This window comes from Paraburkholderia nemoris (assembly GCF_905221015.1).
In the GTDB taxonomy this organism is placed as follows: domain Bacteria; phylum Pseudomonadota; class Gammaproteobacteria; order Burkholderiales; family Burkholderiaceae; genus Paraburkholderia; species Paraburkholderia nemoris.
In genome coordinates this window covers 281,119-300,223 of the sequence record NZ_CAJNBO010000003.1, presented here as the reverse complement: position 1 = coordinate 300,223, position 19,105 = coordinate 281,119, and the positions used below count along the sequence as shown (strand labels likewise).

Here is a 19,105-nt window from a genome sequence, read left to right as displayed (position 1 = left end):
CCATGAACGACAGGCTCGATCTCTACAGTCGCAAGCGCCGCTTCGACGAAACACCGGAGCCATTGGGCACAGCTGCGCGGAAGAAAGCTGGCCGCAAGAGCGCCGCGCGCGTATCGAACGAGGCGCTGTCGTATGTGATTCAGGAGCACGACGCGCGGCGCTTGCATTACGACTTCCGCCTCGAACTGAACGGCACGTTACTGTCGTGGGCGGTGCCCAAGGGGCCGAGCCTCGACCCGTCGGTGAAACGGCTCGCGGTGCATGTCGAAGATCATCCTGTCGAATATGGCTCTTTCGAAGGTGAGATCCCGCCTGGCAACTACGGCGCGGGGACTGTGATCGTGTGGGATCGCGGGACGTGGGAGCCGGTCGGCGGCGCGGCGGAGGCGGAGGGATCGTACAAGGCGGGCAAGCTTAAATTCCGGCTTTTTGGTGAAAAGCTGCACGGTGGCTGGACGCTGGTGCGCAGTCATATGCGCGGCAGTGGCGACAAGGAGCAGTGGCTGCTGATCAAGGAGCGCGACGCGGAAGCACGCGATCAGAACAACTACGACGTCCTGAAGGAGTGCCCTGGCAGCGTACTCGAGGGCAGCGGGTCGGCGGGCAAGCGCGCAAAGGCCACGAGAACCGCGACAAAAACGGCTGCGAGCGAGTCGACACGCCAGAGCGCAAGCAAGACCGGAGCGAGGACTGCAATCAAGGCCGCCAGGACTGCAATCAAGACCGCCAGTGCCAAAGAAACAGCATCGAACTCGAACATCACTGGCAGGAACCGCGCGAAAGCCAGCTCTTCAAGCCGTCCCGACCCGAAAAAAACCGACATCGTGTCGACCCGCAGCACGCAGTCACTGCGCGAGCTTGCCGCATCGCCCTCGATTGAAGGCGCGGTCAAGGCCGCGTTGCCCGCCACCTTCAAGCCGCAACTGGCGACGCTCGTCGACGCCGCGCCACCCGGCGATGAATGGGCATACGAAATCAAGTTCGACGGCTATCGCGTGTTGACCCGCATCGATCGAAACGCAAAGACCCGTACGCTCAAGGTGTTCACGCGCGCAGGCAACGACTGGACCGCGAAGTTCGGCAAGCAGGTGAAGGCGTTCGAACGACTCGACATCGAAAGCGCCTGGCTCGACGGCGAAGCGGTGGTGCTAGACGACAACGGCGTACCGAGTTTTCAGGCGCTGCAAAACGCGTTCGATACGGACCGCCCGCAGGACATCGTCATCTATCTGTTCGACGTGCCGTTCCTGAACGGCTACGACTTGCGGGACGTGCCACTTGAACAACGCCGCGCGATTCTGCGTGCGTTGTTGGAAGGGGTGGATGGGCATGATGACAGCGTACTGCGCTTCTCGAACGACTTCGCGTTCAGCGCCGACGATCTGCTGAAGAGCGCGTGCGACATGGCGCTCGAAGGCATCATCGGCAAACGGCGCGATAGCGGTTACACCTCGGGGCGTTCGTCCGCATGGATCAAATTGAAATGCCGACGCCGCCAGGAATTCGTGATCGGCGGCTATTCGGAGCCGGCGGGTAGCCGTGCGGCCTTCGGTGCGTTGTTGCTTGGCGTCTACGACGACAAAGGCAAACTGCAATACGCCGGCCGTGTCGGCACGGGTTTCGACGCGGCGTTGCTGCGCTCGCTCAAGAAGGAACTCGACGCGCACGCCACCAGCCGCATGCCTTTCGCCAGCACGCCGCGCGAGCGCAGTCGCACGCCGGTGCATTGGGTCGAACCGGTGCTTGTCTGCGAATGCAATTTCGCTGAATGGACGAGCGAGGGCATTGTGCGGCAGGCGTCGTTCGTGAGTCTGCGCGATGACAAACCGGCGCGGCAGATCGTCAGGGAAGCATCCCGTAAAGGAGCCGATGTGCAGGAGCAAACCGATACCGCATCCGACACCGTGGCGAAGAAGCGCACGACGAAAACGCCAGCAACCAAAACCGCCACAACGAAATCTAAACCCGCTACAACACCAGCCGAAGTCGCCGGCGTTCGCGTATCCCATCCCGACCGCGTCATCGACAAAAGCACCGGCACCCGCAAAATTGATCTCGTGCGCTACTACGAATCGGTCGCCGACTGGATGCTGCCGCATCTTCAGGACAGGCCGGTGTCATTGGTGCGCGCGCCCGAGGACATCGGCGGCGAGCTGTTTTTCCAGAAGCATAGCCAGAAGCTGTCGATCCCCAACGTCACACAGCATCCCGGACTCGATCCTGGTCATCCACCGCTGATTACCGTCGATACGCTCAAGGCGCTGGTCGGCGCCGCACAGATGGGCACGATCGAATTTCACACGTGGAATGCCGTAGTGTCGAACATCGAAAAACCCGATCGCATGGTGTTCGATCTCGACCCGGACGCATCGCTCGGTTGGGAGCGGATGATCGAGGCCGCGCAACTGACGCGCTCGCTGCTCGAAGAACTCGGTCTGACCTCGTTCTGCAAGACGAGTGGCGGCAAGGGGTTCCATGTGGTGGTGCCGCTCGCTAAACATGCCGGCTGGGACGAGGTGAAGACCTTTTCGCAAGCCGTCGCGCAGCATATGGCGACGACGTTGCCGAAGTACTTCAGCGCGAAGATGGGCGCCCAGAATCGAAAGCAGAAGATCTTTGTCGATTACCTGCGCAACAACCGCGGCTCGAGTACGGTGGCCGCATTCTCGGCACGCGCCCGACCGGGGCTGGGCGTTTCAGTGCCGCTCTCGTGGGACGAAGTCGCCACCACCACGAGCGGCGATCAATGGACCATCGAAAACGTACATGAGCGTCTTGCAGACCTCAAGCGCGACCCGTGGGCGGACTACGCAAAGACACGTCAACGCATCACCGCAGCTATGAGAAAGCGTCTGGATGAAGCGGAGTGACCGCGACCCAGCCGGCCTGATTCAACTTGAAAAAGGAGCAAACCATGAAGACCTCAGCGCAATCGTCCGACGGCGAGAAGCAGGCCGACCCGCATGCAAAGAAGTCTCCGCGTTCACGCGAGGAGGCGTCGGCGCCGCTGCCGCATGAAACCGATCAGGACCCGGAATCGCAACACGAAGACGCTCCGCGTCGTGTCGGCAAACAGGCGCATCGCGACATCGAGCGCGGACTGAAGGACACGGACCGCCGCGGCGGTGACGAGTATCAGCAAAAGACGCAGAACGATGCTCACGTGGACGTCAACTCCGATGGCAAAGCAAGTGGTGGCAGGCCCGGCAAGCGCTGATGTTAGGTGCGCGCCGATCCGCGTAAAAGGTTGCGTTGTGCTGGTCCGGCGTGTCCGCAAATGAGCCGTCGCGGCCGCACTTTGAACCGGATCCTATGCGCTCGCACCGAGGCCATCGGTGATCACTCAGCGCCTTGGTGCGGCCCAGCGTTTGGCCCACCGGCTCACCCCGGCTCCACATCCCAGTAAGGCGGATCGCCAAAATGCGCGACAAGGAACTCAATAAACGCGACCGTCTTCGGCGGCACGAACGCACGGCTTGGATAGACCGCCCAGATCGCCACTTGCTCCGCGAGCGGATAGGTGTCGAGCACGCTGACCAGTTCGCCGCTGCGCAAATACGGCGCCACGTCCCAGGTCGACTTGAGCGCGATGCCGAAACCGGCCAGCAGGGCGTCGCGAATGACTTCGCCGTTATCGACGACGAGGCGTCCGCTCACGCGCACCGTAAGCGGTCCGGCCGGCGTCACGAATGCCCAGTCGCGCTGGTCTGACAGGATGATGCATTCGTGCTGGGCGAGGTCCGAAGGATGGTGCGGCGCCCCACGCGCGGCGAGGTAAGCGGGCGCGGCGCATAGCACGCGGCGGTTGACGGCGAGGCGCCGCGCCACCAGCGACGAATCCTTGAGCACGCCGACACGGATCGCCACGTCGATACCCGCGTCGACCAGATCGACCATCTGATCCGTCAGACGCAGATCGACGCTCACGCCGGGATAGCGGCGCAGAAATTCGCTGATTACTGGCGATACGTGCTGCCGCCCGAACGACGACGGCATCGACACCCGCAAGCGCCCCTGCGGTTCGGCCTGCGCGCGGCCCACCGAGGCGCGCGCGGCATCGGCTGCGTCGAGCAGCGCCTGAGCGCGTGTCATGAACACTTCGCCGTCCTGCGTGAGACTGATGCGACGGGTGGTCCGATGCAGCAGCCGCGCGCCGAGGAGCCTTTCCAACTGCGCGATACGCGAACTCGCCACCGCCGCCGACAGGCCGAATTCGCGGCCGGCCGCCGACACGTTGGCGAGCAGGGCGGCCCGCACGAACAGGGCGACGTCTAGCAGATCGAGTCGTTCCCGTTCGCCGGATGAGGACTTGACGGCGGGTTCCACGGGGTCGGCAGGATGGTCCATTCTTCTGAAATTCAAAAAGATGTTTCAGTCATTATGATGCTTTTATGAGAATAAGAACCGCCTTAGGATGACGGCAATGCGATCGACTAGTCCCGCACAGCGCGAGGCGCCGCCGGCACCGATCGCCGGTTTCTCAACCTCATCAGAAAGAACAGGAGCTGTGATGAAAGCCGTAGGTCTCTATCGTTACTTGCCGATCGATCAAGCCGAGTCGCTGGTCGACGTCGAAATTCCCAAACCCGAAGCCACGGGCCGCGACCTGCTGGTGAAGGTGGAAGCCATCTCGGTCAATCCGGTCGACGCCAAGGTGCGCGCCCCGAAAGACACCGTCGAGAAAGCACCGCGGGTGCTCGGCTGGGACGCCGCCGGCACGGTGGTGGCGGTTGGCCCCGACGTCACGCTGTTCAAGGTCGGCGACCCGGTTTTCTATGCGGGCAGCATCACCCGGCCGGGTGCGAATAGCGAGTTCCATCTGGTCGACGAACGCATTGCCGGGCGCAAGCCGGCGTCGCTTGATTTCACACACGCGGCTGCTTTGCCGTTGACCGCGATCACCGCCTGGGAAGCACTCTTCGACCGCCTCGGTGTGTCGCCGCAAGGCGCGGATGAAGGCCGCACGGTACTGATCATCGGCGGCGCGGGCGGCGTCGGTTCGATCGGCATTCAGCTGGCCAAGCAACTCGCGAAACTCAAAGTGATCGCGACCGCCTCCCGCCCTGAATCGGCGAAGTGGGCGACGGAGTTGGGCGCGGATCATATCGTCGATCACTTCGACCATATGCCCGCGCAGTTGAAAAAGCTTGGCATCGACCAGGTCGATTACGTGTTGATCTTCAACGATACCGACAAGAATTTCCCGGCAGCCGCTGAATTGGTCAAGCCGCAGGGCGGCATCTGCACGATCGTCGAAAACAGCCAGCCGGTGCCTGTCGAACTGCTGAAGGCGAAAAGCGCCGCGTTCCACTGGGAGTTCATGTTCACGCGTTCGATGTTCAGCACGCCGGACATGATCGAGCAGCACAAGCTGCTCACCGAGGTGGCGCGTCTCGTCGATGCGGGCACGTTGCGCACGACGGTCGGCCAGAATCTCGGCACGATCAACGCCGACAATCTGCGCCGTGCGCATCGGCTGCTCGAAGAGGGGCGCGCGATCGGCAAGCTGGTGCTGACGGGCTTCTAGACTGCGCGGAGTTTGGCATTCCTGTCACGTCGCACGCGCAGAAAACGCCTCAACGCAAGCGGGGTAACACCCGATTCGTATGAAGCGCGCACGGCGCCGCTTGGCGGTAGACTGGTGGGGCATCATGCTAAAACAGTTGCGCGTCTCGCGGCTCGTCTGGCAGGGCCTCAGCCAGGTGTTTACCAGGTGCTACCAGGTATTCACCAGGCGTGAACTTGGCTCCAGTCAGACGGTGCATTGGCAGTAGCGCTTGAGCGGGCGCGCAGCGGTACAACAACGAGGTGACAGTATGAGCTCCAGCTTCAAACTCTCCGCCGTTTCAGTTGTTGCTTCTCTCGCATGCGCGCTCGCGCCCGGCATGCTCGTGACGCCAGTTCACGCAGCCACGCCGATCACGGTGACATCGCAGTCCGCCCTCGACGGTCCGATCCGCTATACGGTCCGCGTCACGTCGAAACAGTTCGGCAATTCACAGGAAACGCGTACGATCCGCTCCGGCGAATCAGACGACTTCACGTGGAAGACGGTGCCGCCAGGTGGCCCTGTGCCCGCGACGGATAGCTGCCCGAATTACTCGTCGCTGCCAACCGATACCAACGGCGCGATGATTCGCCAGACGCAGATCCGTTTTGCGCCGGTCGTCGCCGGAGACGGCACGGCGTCAGTGCAATTGAGCTTCCAGGCGCAGACGCCGCATGGCGTCAAGACGGTGACGAGCGGTGGCAAAACGCTCAAGTGTCCGAACAGCGTGGCCGTCAGCCAGATTCTGCGTTTTACGATGCCGACCAACGGCAGCACGAAAACGCTGACGCTTAGTGACGGCACCGAAGTGGCGGTCACCGCGAAACGCTGAAGGCCACGCGTGAAGTCTGCGCGCGGCCGATGAGACTAACCGCGAACGGGCGACGCCAGCCGCGTCGCCCCGTGCATGCTGTTTGCCCCATCAACGCTGCGCCGCGGGCCGCTCCACCAGCCGCGCCGACAGAAAACGGTGTTCCGCCGAGAAGAGCCGCCGATATGTGAGCAACACCGCACCCACCGTCCCCAAGGCGGAGGCGGCCGCGATCAGGAACATGATCACGATCTGATAACGCACTGCCTGCAACGGCGACTGACCGGCCAGCACCTGCCCGGTCATCATGCCGGGCAAACTCACCACACCGACCACGGCCATCTGATTCAAGGTGGGCATCATGCCCGCGCGCACCGCCTGGCGCGCCGGCGCCTGCGCCGCTTCCCAACGGGTTGCGCCGAGCGCGAGCGCCATATCCACACGGTCGCGTCGCGCGGTCAGTTCCTCGGTCATCCGTTCGATGCCGAGCGACACGCCGGTGAGCGTATTGCCGAGGATCATGCCGAGAATCGGAATCGCGTACTGCGGCTCGTACCATGGGTGAATGCGGATCACGACGAAGAGTCCGACCGCGGCCACCAGCCACGAACTGACCCAGATCGCAAGCACACTGTCCGCACGCTGCCCGGCATAGGTGCGGCTGCCGCGCTGCGCCCCCGCGAAGCCGGCGATCAGCGTCATCACGATCATCAAGGGCAGCACCACGAACCAGTGGTCATAGCGAAACACCCAGCCGAGCACATAGCCGATCGCCAGCAATTGCACGACGGTGCGTACCGCCGCCCACGCGAGCTTGCGTTCCAGATCGAGCTTGAGCGCCACCGACACCACGCCATTCACCACGATCAGCAACGCGGCGATCGCGACGTCCCAGAGACTCAGGTTTTGCAAGGTCATTGGCCGAGCCCCTGATGCGCGGGCGTCACTGAGGATTCGTCGAGCACGCCGGCGCGCATCGTGAGGTGCCGCTCGCTCATGCGCGCCGCTTGCGCCGGATCGTGCGACACCCACATCGACGCATGCCGGCCGGGTTCGGCCGCGAACCACGCATGCACCAAAGCCTCGATCGCATGCGACGACTCCGGGTCGAGCGAAGCGGTGGGTTCATCCAGCAGCAGCACTTCGGGTGCGAGTTGCAGAACGCGAATCAGCGCGGTGATCTGCGCTTCTCCGCCGGACAACTCGCTCGCACGTTTGTCGAGAAAATCGTCACCGCGGCCGGCCTGAGCGGCGAGGCTTGCCGCGCGTGCGCGATCGAAGCGCACGTCGCGGTAGGTCCGCAATTCGAACGGGTAGCGCAGGTTGTCTTCGACGCTGCCGTCGAGCAGCGCGGGCCGCTGCCGGATATACGCGACGTTGCGCCGGTAACGCGGAATGGCGGCGCGCTCGACCGCCGCGCCGTGCCACATGATGCGTCCGGCATCGAGCGGATCGAGCAGGGCGAGGGCGCGCAGAAACACGCTCTTGCCCGAACCCGACGGCCCGGTGACCGCGACGCGGTCGCCCGCGCAGAGGGCGAAGGTGGTCGGCTGCAGCAGCGTTTGCCCGCGCAATGCATCGCGCCGGGCGATACCGTCGGCGAGGACGAAAGGAACATCTGGCATGAGTTCGGTCGTGGTGGATTTTTGCGTGGATGCGGGGGCCGCCATGACATTTCCTTACGTTTTTATGGCTGGGAAATCTGTGCCGGAGTGGTGCGGCATGATAAAACGACCCCTATTAAACAATACTACCAGGCACGATACGTGCTGGCCCCATGCACAACGAAGAACAAAGGCGGAGCTTTTCAATGGCAGTGTCGAGCACGATTGGAAGACGGATAGGAAAAATCATCGCATGGCTGCTGGCGATCATCGTCATTCTGATTGTCGCCCTGGCAATCTTCATCCTGACCTTTGACTGGAACCGGGCGCGCCCCTACATCGACGACAAGGTGACGCAGGCGATCGGCCGGCCGTTCGCGATCAACGGCGATCTGAAAGTAGGCTGGCAGCATCCGGTCGGCGAAACCGGCTGGCGTGGCTGGGTGCCCTGGCCGCGTTTTTCGGCGGCCAATATCACGGTCGGCAATCCCGACTGGGCTAAACAGCCGCACTTCGCGACGCTGGACGAAATCGACTTCCAGGTCAAGGTGCTGCCGCTGCTCGCGCACGACATCGTGATCCCCGCGATCAACCTCGTGAATCCTTCCGTCGACCTCGAACGACTGCTCGACGGGCGCGACAACTGGACCTTCAAACTGGCGTCTTCGAGCGGACCTTCCGAATGGAAGCTCGATCTGCACGACATCGCCTTTGCCAAAGGCAATATCGCACTGTCGGATCAGCAGAAGAAGGTCGAGATGCAGATGGCCATAGATACGCTCGGCCAGCCAATTCCGATCGGCGAGGTGATGAAGCAGCAGGAGACGGCGTCGCGCAGCGCATCGGCGGAGGCGGTCGGTAAAGCGGGGGCGAGCAAGCTGACGGCACAGGCTAACGCGCAGGCGGCATCGGAAGCGGCGGCAGCGTCCGCGGCGGCGGCTTCTGGCGCTTCGTCGACGGATATCACCGCGTCCGGCGCGACGGCAGCGAATGGCGTGTCGGGTGCGCTGGTTGCCGGCGGGGCGAACGGCGCGAGCGAGGGTGCAAGCGGCGCCGCGGTAGCCTCGGCGTCGAACGCCAGCGAGGCAGCCACGGCGAACGGCGCAAAGCCGGCGATCCCGCCGTACGCGATCGCCTGGACCGTCAAGGGCACCTACAACAAGACGCCGGTATCCGGCAGCGGCAAGGTAGGCGGCGTGCTGGCGTTACAGGACGCAAACCGCCCGTTCCCAGTGCAGGCAGACGTGAAGGCCGGCGATCTGCGCGTCGGCCTCGTGGGCACGATCACCGATCCGGCGCATCTTGCCGCGGTCGATCTGCGTCTCTGGCTGCAAGGCAACAGTCTGGCGCGGCTATATTCGCTGACGGGCGTCACCTTGCCCGACACGCCGCCGTATGCAACCGAGGGGCGTCTGGTCGGCCAGTTCAAGCCCGGTGCCAACGTCTTCAAGTATGAAAATTTTACAGGCCGGGTGGGCGGCAGCGATCTGAATGGCTCGCTGACCTACACGGCACGTGAACCGCGTCCGCTGTTGCAGGGCGAACTCGTATCGCATCTGCTGCAATTCGCCGATCTGGCGCCGGTCATCGGCGCGGACTCTAATGCCAGCAAGGCCAAGCGCGGCGATGCGACCGCGCAGCCCGCCAACAAGGTCCTGCCGGTCGAAGAATTCCGCACCGACCGTTGGAATGCGATCGACGCCGACGTGAAGTTCACCGGCCGCCGTATCGTCAAGGACACCAATCTGCCGATTACCGACCTGTACACGCACGTCGTGATGACCGACGGCGTGCTGTCGCTCGAGCCGCTGAAGTTCGGCGTGGCGGGCGGCTCGCTGTCATCGGATATTCATCTGGACGGCAGCACGACGCCGCTGAAGGGCCGCTTCGCGACCTCAGCACGGCATCTGAAGCTCAAGCAACTGTTTCCGAACTTCAAGACGATGCAGAACGCGCTCGGCGAAATCAACGGCGACGCCGCGCTGACCGCGACCGGCAACTCGCCGGCGGCATTGGCGGCAACGTCGAACGGCGAGGTGAAGGCCTTGATCACCGACGGCACGGTAAGCCGCCTGCTGATGGAAGCCGCGGGCCTGAACGTGGCGAACGTGGTCTATGAAAAGCTGTTCGGCAATCGCGACGTGAAGATCAACTGCGCGGCGGCGGATTTTGTCGCGACGAACGGTGTGCTGGATTCGCGTGTGTTCGCGCTCGACACGGACGACGCGGTCATCAATATCGACGGCAACGTGAATCTGCGCGACGAATCGATGGATCTCGGCGTGCATCCGCATACCAAGGGCTTCCGGGTGTTTTCGCTGCGCTCGCCGCTGTATGTGAAGGGGACGTTCAAGGACCCGCACGTCGGCGTGAACGCGACAGCGCTGGCGTTGCGAGGCGGCGCCGTTATCGGACTCGGGTTGATCAATCCGTTTGCGGCGCTGATTCCGCTGCTCGCGCCTAGCAATAACAAACCGCTGCCGTGCGGGGAGTTGCTGGCACAGGTTCGTCAGGCGCCGACCGCGCCGGCGCCGGGTATGAAGCAACAGCCCAAGCCGGCCATTTCCCTCGACGGTGTGCCGGTGAACAAGTCTTCCGCGGGCGCTTCCTCACCGGCTGCGGCCGACAAAAAGCCTGCGGTCATGTCGCCGCCCACGGGAGCTGAATACAAGGGGAGTTAATGTTTTCTGCCGCGTCTGCAGACTGGTGGAGCTGGCTCTTCGGGTCCGGCCTTGCCTTTATTTTCTTGTGGCTGATTAGCGTTCCCCCAATACGGGGCGAACACTAATCAGTCGCGACAGGCAAAGGAAAGAAAAGAACTACCGTAGCGAGCGCGGAGCGGCATCTCCCGCCGCATCCTGCCTGCGAACGCCGCGCCGGGCGCCGCCAACGCGGGTGGCGCCAAACTCCGTCAGAATCTTGCCTCGGGCCCGGCTGGCAAAGACCAGGAACCCGAATCCGTCGGCTTCATACCAATACCCGCCGTTCTCGAGACCATCGAGCGGCTGTTCCAATGCATTGGTAATGGATTCGATACAACGCCGCCGCAATTCGGCGGGCGCGGGATAGGGCGGCTGGGCGCCGCGTACGCTGCACAGGAGAACGTCGAGCCCGGGCAGCACATGTGCATAGAGTACCGGCTCGTCCTGCGCGCGAGCGCGCGCAATTTTGGTGTCGAGCTGACCGAACGGCTTGAAATGCCGTAGTACCGCGAGGAACGACTCATCGCCGTCCACCTTCGCGCGTCTACGCTTTTTCGGGAAGGACATAAAAATTCGCCTGAAAAAGAATTGCAAGAAACGCAGCGTCCTCATGCGACAACTCCCGGCTTCGCGCGCCGCACGTCGATCTTTTATAGCATACGACAAGGCCGGATTCACGATGATTCGGCTTCTACGCCGTTCTCACCGCCTCCCGCACGAATCATGCCGAACCGCCTCGCCGCGCGCTTTCGCTTCCCAGCACATCTGTCTCCATCATAGACGCACGCGCCGCCGAAAAAACAACTCGTATCAATAAAAAAGTCATTTTTATGTGGGCGAGCGCATCTAGCCGCTACGTTGAAATATCTCACATTCACGTCGATAATGGCCCGTCCGGCTGCACCGCGGCGTGCTGGCCAGTCCTGCACCGCAACGGCCCGCCCGCATGCCGAGGCGAGGCGCGTGGTCCGTGCGTACCGCTGCGGCTTGAACGACCCTTCGGGCGAACATGAAACTATTCACCAAGGGTCTGCTGCTGATTGCAGTGCCGAGCGTGGTCGAGCTGGCGCTTCTGGGCGTCGTCTTCGATACCCAGGAGCAAACAGCACAGGCCGCGCGGTGGGTCAGCAACAGCAAGCAGATCCTTTATCAGTCGTCGGCCATTGTCGATCCGCTGCTGCGTCAGGCCGCGCGGGTCCGCACGGGCATGGCCGTCGGCGATCCGTCGTTTGTCGACCGCCACACCGTATGGGTCGATCTCGGCGACCGGCTGTCGAATCTGGAAGCGCTGGTGGCCGATACGCCGCAACAGGTCGCGCGGGTGCGCAAGATGCAACAGGCGATCGACGCGTATCGCCTGCAGGCCACCGCGATCTCGCAGGCGCTGCGCGCTGGGCACAACCTGAACCCGTTTGCCGCGCTGGACACGGGCGCGCTGCCCCAGCAGATCGCACTGTTTCGCGATCAGCTCGCCGAGTTCAGCAATGAGGCCTCGCGGCTCGACGCCGAGCGCGGCGCGGCTCTCGCACGGCGCCGCGAACGCCAGCAATATGCGCTGATCGCCGCGGTGTTGGGCTCGATGCTGATCTGGGCGGCCACTGCTGTCGTGTTCGCGCGCAGCATCGGCCGGCGGCTGGAAGTGTTGACCGGCAATGCCGAGCGCCTGGGCAGCGGGCGGCAGCTTGCGGCGCCGCTCTCCGGCAGCGACGAAATTGCCGCGCTCGACGCGGTGCTGCATCAGACGGGCGAACGCCTGCGCGAGGCCGAAGGCGAGCAGGCCAAGCTGAAAGTGCGGCTCGAAGCGCGCGCGCGGGAACTGGCCGGCGTCAACGAGGAGCTGCGCCAGGAGACGCAAGACAACGAAATGTTCATCTACAGCGTGTCGCACGATCTGCGCTCGCCGCTGGTGAATCTGCAAGGCTTTTCGAAAGAATTGCAGGTGTCGTGCGACGAACTGGACAGCCTCGTCGAGGCGGCGAAACTGCCGGAAGCCGAACATCGGCGTATGACGCATATTCTTGACGGCGACGTGCGCGAGTCTCTGCAATATCTACGCACGGCGGTAACGCGGGCGGCGGCGATCATCGACGCGCTGTTGCGGATTTCACGCGCCGGGCGGCTCGAATATCAGTGGCAGCGGGTGAGCGTCGGGCGGGTGGTGGGCAAAGTGGTCGATGCGCTGCAAGGCGCCATCAGCCAGCGCGGGACGGTGGTGACCGTGCGCGAGTTGCCGCCTGCATGGGGCGACCCGGGTGCGATCGAGCAGATTTTCGGCAACCTGATCGGCAACGCGCTCAATTATCTCGACCCGGCGCGCAACGGGCGCATCGAGATCGGCGCGCTGGAGCCGGAACCGGTCGACGAAACAGAGCCGCGCGCGTTGCGTACGCGTACCTACTATGTGCGCGACAACGGACTCGGAATTCCGGCGGCGTATATGTCGAAGGTGTTCCGGGCGTTTCAGCGCCTGCACGGCGACGTTGCGAACGGAGACGGCATCGGCCTCGCGGTGGTGCGGCGTATGGTAGAACGGCATGGCGGCCGCGTTTGGGTCGAGTCGGCGGAAGGCGCGGGATCGACTTTTTTTGTCGTGTTACCAGAACAGCCTGCGCGCAATTGAACCGCGACCGGCGCGAGAGAAAACGGTGGGGATAGTTAAAAGCATGATGCAAAAATGGATTGTCAGTACGGAGGGCATATGAGTCACGGGGAAACGGTCAGTATCGTGCTGATCGAAGATGACGACGGCCACGCCACGCTGGTCGAGCGCAATCTGCGCCGCGCCGGTATTTCGAACGGTTTCGTGCGCTTTCGCGACGGCCAGCAGGCCCTCGATTACTTCTTCGGTCCGGCGCCGGCGGACCCCGCTGCCAGTCCTTACCCGCCTCGCGAAGATCTGACGAATTTCGTCGTGCTGCTCGATCTGAAAATGCCGCGCGTGGATGGCTTCGAGGTGCTGCGGCGCCTGAAGGATTCGCCGCAGACAGCCGCGGTGCCCGTGATCGTGCTGACCACGACCGACGATCCGCGCGAAATCGCGCGTTGTTACGAACTCGGCTGTAACGTCTATATCACCAAGCCGGTCGAATACGACGCGTTCATCGAAGCGGTGCGCCGCCTCGGCTTCTTCCTGCAGGTGGTGAAACTGCCGTCGGGCCACCGGCTGGCCGCGCCGTGACAGACGATTCATATGAAGGCGCTCCGAAAGCGACCCATGACAAGATAACCACACCAGACCTAGCCAGAGAAGACTCCGCATGACCGAAGACGTGTCCACGCAGCCCGCCGCGTATGTGCTGGTCGTCGATGACGACGAAGGCATCCTGCGGCTCGCGCGCAAGTCGCTCGAACGCGCCGGCTGCCGGGTTGCAATCTGCGCGCAGGTCGAAGCGGCCCGCGCGCGCCTCGCTGCGGGCGCACCCGATCTGCTCGTGCTCGACTACCAGCTCAGCGGGCCGGAGACCGGCCTCGACTTCTTTCGCCGCTTGCGCGCGGAAGGCGTGCGGATCCCCGCCATCCTCGTGACCGGTTTTACTGACGAATCCCGGGTGATCGAAGCCTTGCGCGCAGGCGTGTCCGACGTGGTGCCGAAGTCCGGCGACTACCTCGATTACCTGCCCGAGGCGGTGGAGCGGGTGCTCTCCCAGGTACGTTTGCAGAAGGCTTCGGACGAAGCCTTGTTGCTACGCGATCGCGAACAGCATTACCGAACCTTGTCAGAGGCGTTGCCGCATCTCGTGCTGACCTGCAACGCCGCGGGAGATTGCGATTTCCTCTCGAAGCAGTGGTTCGACTACACCGGGCTGGCGGAAAGCAGTTCGTATGGTCTCGCGTGGCTCGAAGCGGTGCATCCCGACGATCGCGAAGAGATTCGCCGCACCTGGCTCAAGGCGGTGACGGGGGGCGCCGGTGACTACCGGCACGAACTGCGGATTCGCCGCCATGATGGCGCCTATCGCTGGTTCGATATCCGCGCGGTCGCCATGCGCGATGCTGAAGGCAATGTCAGCAAATGGTTCGGCAGTTGCACGGACATTCATCCGCAGCGCGAGGCCATCGAGGAACGCGAACGGCTGCTTGCCTCGGAGCAGGCCGCCCGCCAGATCGCTGAGGAAGCCAATCGTGCGAAAGACCGCTTCCTCGCCATGCTGTCGCACGAATTGCGCACACCGCTCACGCCTGTTCTGGCAGGGGCTAGCGTGCTGGAGATGATCCCGGGTCTGCCCGATCAGGCGCGTGCGAGCGTGCGCATGATTCGCCGCAACGTCGAACTCGAAGCGCGCCTGATCGACGACCTGCTCGATCTCACGCGCGTGGCGAACGGCAAGCTGCGTTTGTCGCTCGAAACCGTCGACGTGCACGAGGTGATCGACAGCGTGCTCGAACTCTTTCGCAGCGAGATCCAGGTCAAGCAGCAGGACGTGCACGTCTGCACGAATGCGCAGCACCATTACGTGCTCGCCGACCGCGCACGGCTGCAACAGATGCTATGGAACCTGATTCGCAACGCCGCCAAGTTCACGCCGGACGGCGGCCATATCTACGTGCGCACGCACGACGAACGTATGCATGTGCAGATCTCGGTCGAGGATACGGGCATCGGCATCGAGCCCGAGCAGATCGGCAAACTGTTCAACGCGTTCGAGCAGGGCAACCAGAACATGACGCGGCAATTCGGCGGCCTGGGTCTCGGTCTCGCGATCACCAAGGCCCTGACCGATGTGCACGGCGGCACGGTGGTCGCACAGAGCCCGGGCGCGCACTGCGGCGCGACTTTCACGATCACGCTGCCGACCGCCGCCGCGCCTGAGGAGCTCACGCCCGTTGCAGCGCCTGATGAGGTGCGTCATCACGCCCAGCTGACCATTCTGCTGATCGAAGACCACGTGGATACCGCCGAGGTGATGGCGCAGCTGATTCGCAGCCTGGGTCACGACGTGACCATGGTGGGCCGTGTGGACGATGCGCTCGCCGCCACCCAGTCGCAGACATTCGATCTCGTGATCAGCGACGTGGGCTTGCCCGACGGCACAGGCCTCGATTTCGTCAAAGCGTTCCGCGAGCGTTCGGATGCGCCGGCGGTCGCGTTGACCGGCTTCGGCACCGATGACGATGTGCGCCGTTGCCTGAGCGCCGGCTTTACTTCGCATCTGACCAAGCCTGTCAATTTCGGACAGCTCGAGACGATGATCGAAAGCGCGGTGAATCTGAAGGCAGGGAAGGACGAGGGGAACGAAGGGGACGAAAAGAACGCTTAGTGTGTCCGCCACGTCGACTCGACTCGGGCGACGTAATCTGCACGCGGTATGAAAAAGGCCTGTGGCGATTTCCTCGCGACAGGCCTTATTTATTTGCGCCGCTTAATGTGTCGACGCGAATGTTTAACGTGATTCAGATTGACCCAACCTGGGTGACTTAACCCGGCCGGCTCAGCGCGGCGACGAGCTCTTCAGCGAATCGCGGATTTCACGCAGCAGCACGACCTCTTCCGGCGTTGGCGCCGGTTCTGCCGGCGCGGCTTCAGCCGGCTTACGCAGATTATTGATGAACTTGACCATCAGGAAAATGATGAACGCGAGGATCACGAAGTTGATGGCGACGGTGATAAACGAACCATAACCGAACACTGCCACGCCTGCCGTCTGCAAGTCTTTATACGACTCGGGACTGCCTTTGAAGCTGGCGGGAATATCGCCCAAGCGAACGAACTTGTTGGAGAAATCGAGGCCGCCGGTGGCAACGCCGACAACCGGCATGATCAGGTCTTTAACAATTGAATTGACGATGGTGGAAAATGCGCCGCCGATAATCACCCCGACGGCGAGATCCATTACGTTGCCTTTGAGGGCAAATTCCTTGAATTCCTTGATCATGCTCATATACGTTCCTCCCAGAAGTCGATTATCGAATCATACCAATCTGAGAAGGATAGGCTAGTCTTTTGGCACGGCAAAGGCGGATTGCTTTTATTCTGGAAACTGTGACTGGCTATGACGCGCCTGTTCGATATGCGCAGCAAAGCTGACCGGATCGGTGTTGGTGCCGCACAGCAGCACGCCCACGCGTTTGCCTTGCAGTTTTTCGCGCAGCGGTCCGAGCAATGCTGCCGTAGCGGCGGCGCAGGCGGGCTCGACAGCTAGCTTCAGTTGTCCGAACAAGGTCAGCATCGCCGCGCGCAACTGGTCGTCGGATACCGTGACGAGCTGGTCGATATGGCGACGGCACAACTCGTAGCTGTATTCCTCGGTATGCGGCGATGCCAATGAGTCGGCGATGGTGTGCATATGGCCCATCTTGACCGTGTGATTGGCGGCAAAGCTTTTGCCCATCACATCCGAACCTTCCGGTTCGACGCCGTAGATGTGCACCCGCGGATTCGCGAGCCGCATGGCGGTGGCCACGCCGGCAGCGAGACCGCCGCCGCCGATCGGCACGATCACCGCTTCGAGGTCGGGCGTTTGCGTGGCCCATTCATAGCCGAGCGTGGCTGAGCCGAGCACGGTGCGATAGCCGTTGAACGGATGCACGAAATAACGGCCTTCCTCCGCCTCGATACGGCGCACAAGCTCGAAGGCTTCGGCAATGTTTTCCGCGAAGACGATGTCGGCGTGATATTGCCGGCACAAGGCGACGCGTGCCGGATTGGCGGCGCGAAACAGCACGACCTTCGCGCTAACGCCAAGACGCATGGCGGCGTACGCGACCGCCACCGCATGATTGCCGCCCGACACGCAGGTGACGCCCGCGCTGCGTTGCGCTTCGTCGAGCGCGAGCAGGTTAGTGAACGCGCCGCGCGCCTTGAAGCTGCCACCCGCCTGCAGCAACTCGAACTTGAAGTTCACCACCGTGCCTTCCAGCGACGGAAAGTCGAGCCGGTCGAACACCGGCGTTCTCGTCACCCACGGCGTCAACGCAAAATGCTGCGTGGCGATGTTGTCGAGAGTGGGGATCGGCTCGCCGTTGATCGTATGGTCGGTGTGCTGCGGTGTGGCGGTTGACATGGCGTGGGCGTGTTTTTCCTCGATATGGCTAAGACCGTTTTTATCGCGCTCAGTTTCAGTGCGCGTGCGCTTCCACCGACATGCTGTGGATGAATTTTTGCAGGAAGCGCTCGCATGCCACGAGCTGATCCAGCGCGACGAATTCGTTGGCTTTGTGTGCCTGCTGGATGTCGCCGGGACCGCACACGATGCTCGGAATGCCCGCCAGCGAGAACAGCCCCGCCTCCGTGCCGTACGCGACCTTGCGCTTGTCCTGGTCCGCGGTCAGCGCACGCACGAGTTGCGTGATCGCGGCTTGTTCAGACGAATCGAGGCCGGGCGCCGCGGCGATCTTCGTGATCTCGATGGCGGCAGATGGATGCTCGCGCAACATTTTCGGCAGCAGCGTTTCGCGTGCGTATTGATCGATGCGCTCGAAGATCGGTTCGGGATCGAGCGTGGGCAGATTGCGGAATTCGAACTGGAACTTGCATTCGGCCGGTACGGTATTGATCGCATTGCCGCCGATGATCGTGCTGGTTTGCGCGGTGGTGAAGGGCACGTCGTACAGTTCGTCGAACGGGCCTTGTGCGCGGAATTGATCGGCCATATCGCGGATGTAGCAGATCAGACGCGCGGCGTATTCGATCGCGTTCAAGCCCTTCGGAGTGAGCGACGAATGCGCCGCCTGGCCGCGCACGCAGCACTGATACGCGTTGATGCCTTTGTGCGCCACGATCGGGCGCATGCTGGTCGGCTCGCCGACGATGCAGCCGTCCGGCTTCACACCACGCTTCATCAGATCGGCAATCAGGAGCGGTGCGCCGGCACACCCCACTTCCTCGTCAAACGACAACGCGAAGTGAATCGGCCTCGCGAGCCTGGTGCGCTGCATCTCGGGCACGAGTGCAAGCGCCGCGCCGATGAAGCCTTTCATGTCGCAGGTGCCGCGGCCGTACAGTTTGTCACCGCGAATTTCCGGTTTGAACGGATCGCTGTCCCATTGCTGACCGTCTACGGGCACGACATCCGTATGGCCCGACAGCACGACGCCGCCGTTGGTCTCACCGTCGTGTGCGGGAATCGTTGCGAACAGATTCGCCCATTTGCCGCTTTCGTCGTGAGTGAGCGTGGCTTCGATGCCGACTGCGCGCAATTCGTCGCGTACGGTTTCGATCAGACCGAGATTCGGATTGCGGCTCACCGTGTCCATCGACACGAGACGGGTCACCCACGGAAGCGAGGCAGGCAGCGATGCTGGTGAGGAAGAATTCGATTCAGAGGCGGGCGTTTGCGAGGACTGCGCTGTTTCAGCGACGTGAGACATGACAAGACTCCGGCATTTGAGTCTTTCGATCATACCCAAAAAAAACGCACCCGTATGCTGCGGCGCGCGTTTGCGCACCGCAGCATAAACAAAAAACGGCTAGACGTACTCCGTTTTTTTAATGGCGCCGCCA

The 19,105-nt window shown here is 62.7% G+C and carries 15 protein-coding genes; 8 read left to right on the top strand and 7 right to left on the bottom strand.

The features are described 5' to 3' along the window. Positions 1–2 precede the first annotated feature (2 nt). On the top strand, positions 3–2,870 hold the full coding sequence (gene ligD / locus KHO33_RS06180; protein WP_200564522.1) for a DNA ligase D: 2,868 nt from the start codon (positions 3–5) through the stop codon (positions 2,868–2,870). A 44-nt stretch (positions 2,871–2,914) separates the two neighbouring features. Further along, positions 2,915–3,217: a hypothetical protein gene (locus tag KHO33_RS06175; protein WP_054039499.1), complete on the top strand. Its 303-nt coding sequence runs from the start codon at positions 2,915–2,917 to the stop codon at positions 3,215–3,217. A gap of 164 nt (positions 3,218–3,381) precedes the next feature. Here the strand turns inward: KHO33_RS06175 and KHO33_RS06170 are convergent, their stop codons facing one another. Next, positions 3,382–4,347: a LysR family transcriptional regulator gene (locus tag KHO33_RS06170; protein ID WP_200564523.1), complete on the bottom strand. Its 966-nt coding sequence runs from the start codon at positions 4,345–4,347 to the stop codon at positions 3,382–3,384. 163 nt (positions 4,348–4,510) lie between these two features. On the opposite strand from KHO33_RS06170, the gene KHO33_RS06165 reads away from it, so the two are divergent. Together KHO33_RS06165 and KHO33_RS06160 are read left to right on the top strand one after the other, a co-directional pair. Continuing rightward, positions 4,511–5,527, top strand: a complete 1,017-nt coding sequence (locus tag KHO33_RS06165; RefSeq protein ID WP_200564524.1) for a zinc-binding alcohol dehydrogenase family protein — start codon at positions 4,511–4,513, stop codon at positions 5,525–5,527. Between the two features lie 289 nt (positions 5,528–5,816). After that, positions 5,817–6,380 (top strand): DUF6013 family protein, encoded by a 564-nt coding sequence (locus tag KHO33_RS06160; RefSeq protein ID WP_054039501.1) that lies wholly within the window; start codon positions 5,817–5,819, stop codon positions 6,378–6,380. 90 nt (positions 6,381–6,470) lie between these two features. Here the strand turns inward: KHO33_RS06160 and KHO33_RS06155 are convergent, their stop codons facing one another. Continuing rightward, positions 6,471–7,277 carry an ABC transporter permease gene (locus tag KHO33_RS06155; protein WP_200564525.1) on the bottom strand — a complete coding sequence of 269 codons (807 nt, stop codon included), beginning with the start codon at positions 7,275–7,277 and terminating at the stop codon, positions 6,471–6,473. Further along, positions 7,274–7,984 (bottom strand): ABC transporter ATP-binding protein, encoded by a 711-nt coding sequence (locus tag KHO33_RS06150; RefSeq protein ID WP_054039545.1) that lies wholly within the window; start codon positions 7,982–7,984, stop codon positions 7,274–7,276. Before KHO33_RS06150 ends, KHO33_RS06155 begins: the two co-directional genes overlap by 4 nt. 185 nt (positions 7,985–8,169) lie before the next feature. On the opposite strand from KHO33_RS06150, the gene KHO33_RS06145 reads away from it, so the two are divergent. Then, complete coding sequence (locus KHO33_RS06145) at positions 8,170–10,644, top strand: AsmA family protein (protein ID WP_200564526.1); 2,475 nt, start codon at positions 8,170–8,172, stop codon at positions 10,642–10,644. A gap of 138 nt (positions 10,645–10,782) precedes the next feature. Here KHO33_RS06145 and KHO33_RS06140 read toward each other — a convergent pair whose 3' ends face one another. Continuing rightward, a complete protein-coding gene (locus tag KHO33_RS06140; protein WP_028196609.1) occupies positions 10,783–11,277 on the bottom strand; it encodes a hypothetical protein in 495 nt (164 codons plus the stop codon). 397 nt (positions 11,278–11,674) lie between these two features. Between KHO33_RS06140 and KHO33_RS06135 the strand changes: the two genes are divergently transcribed. The 3 genes from KHO33_RS06135 to KHO33_RS06125 all read left to right on the top strand — a co-directional run bounded on the left by KHO33_RS06135 (position 11,675) and on the right by KHO33_RS06125 (position 15,923). After that, positions 11,675–13,285, top strand: a complete 1,611-nt coding sequence (locus KHO33_RS06135; protein WP_054039503.1) for a sensor histidine kinase — start codon at positions 11,675–11,677, stop codon at positions 13,283–13,285. 78 nt (positions 13,286–13,363) lie between these two features. Further along, positions 13,364–13,843 carry a response regulator gene (locus tag KHO33_RS06130; protein ID WP_054039505.1) on the top strand — a complete coding sequence of 160 codons (480 nt, stop codon included), beginning with the start codon at positions 13,364–13,366 and terminating at the stop codon, positions 13,841–13,843. Between the two features lie 79 nt (positions 13,844–13,922). Further along, positions 13,923–15,923: a hybrid sensor histidine kinase/response regulator gene (locus KHO33_RS06125; protein WP_200564527.1), complete on the top strand. Its 2,001-nt coding sequence runs from the start codon at positions 13,923–13,925 to the stop codon at positions 15,921–15,923. A gap of 171 nt (positions 15,924–16,094) precedes the next feature. Here KHO33_RS06125 and mscL read toward each other — a convergent pair whose 3' ends face one another. The 3 genes from mscL to argE form a co-directional block, all read right to left on the bottom strand. Then, positions 16,095–16,544: a large conductance mechanosensitive channel protein MscL gene (gene mscL / locus KHO33_RS06120; protein ID WP_054039506.1), complete on the bottom strand. Its 450-nt coding sequence runs from the start codon at positions 16,542–16,544 to the stop codon at positions 16,095–16,097. Positions 16,545–16,631: 87 nt separating this feature from the next. Then, positions 16,632–17,666, bottom strand: a complete 1,035-nt coding sequence (locus tag KHO33_RS06115) for a pyridoxal-phosphate dependent enzyme (RefSeq protein WP_054039508.1) — start codon at positions 17,664–17,666, stop codon at positions 16,632–16,634. Between the two features lie 55 nt (positions 17,667–17,721). Beyond that, the gene (gene argE / locus KHO33_RS06110) at positions 17,722–18,972 is read right to left on the bottom strand and encodes an acetylornithine deacetylase (protein ID WP_175052279.1); all 1,251 of its coding nucleotides are present in this window, start codon (positions 18,970–18,972) and stop codon (positions 17,722–17,724) included. Positions 18,973–19,105: the final 133 nt, after the last annotated feature.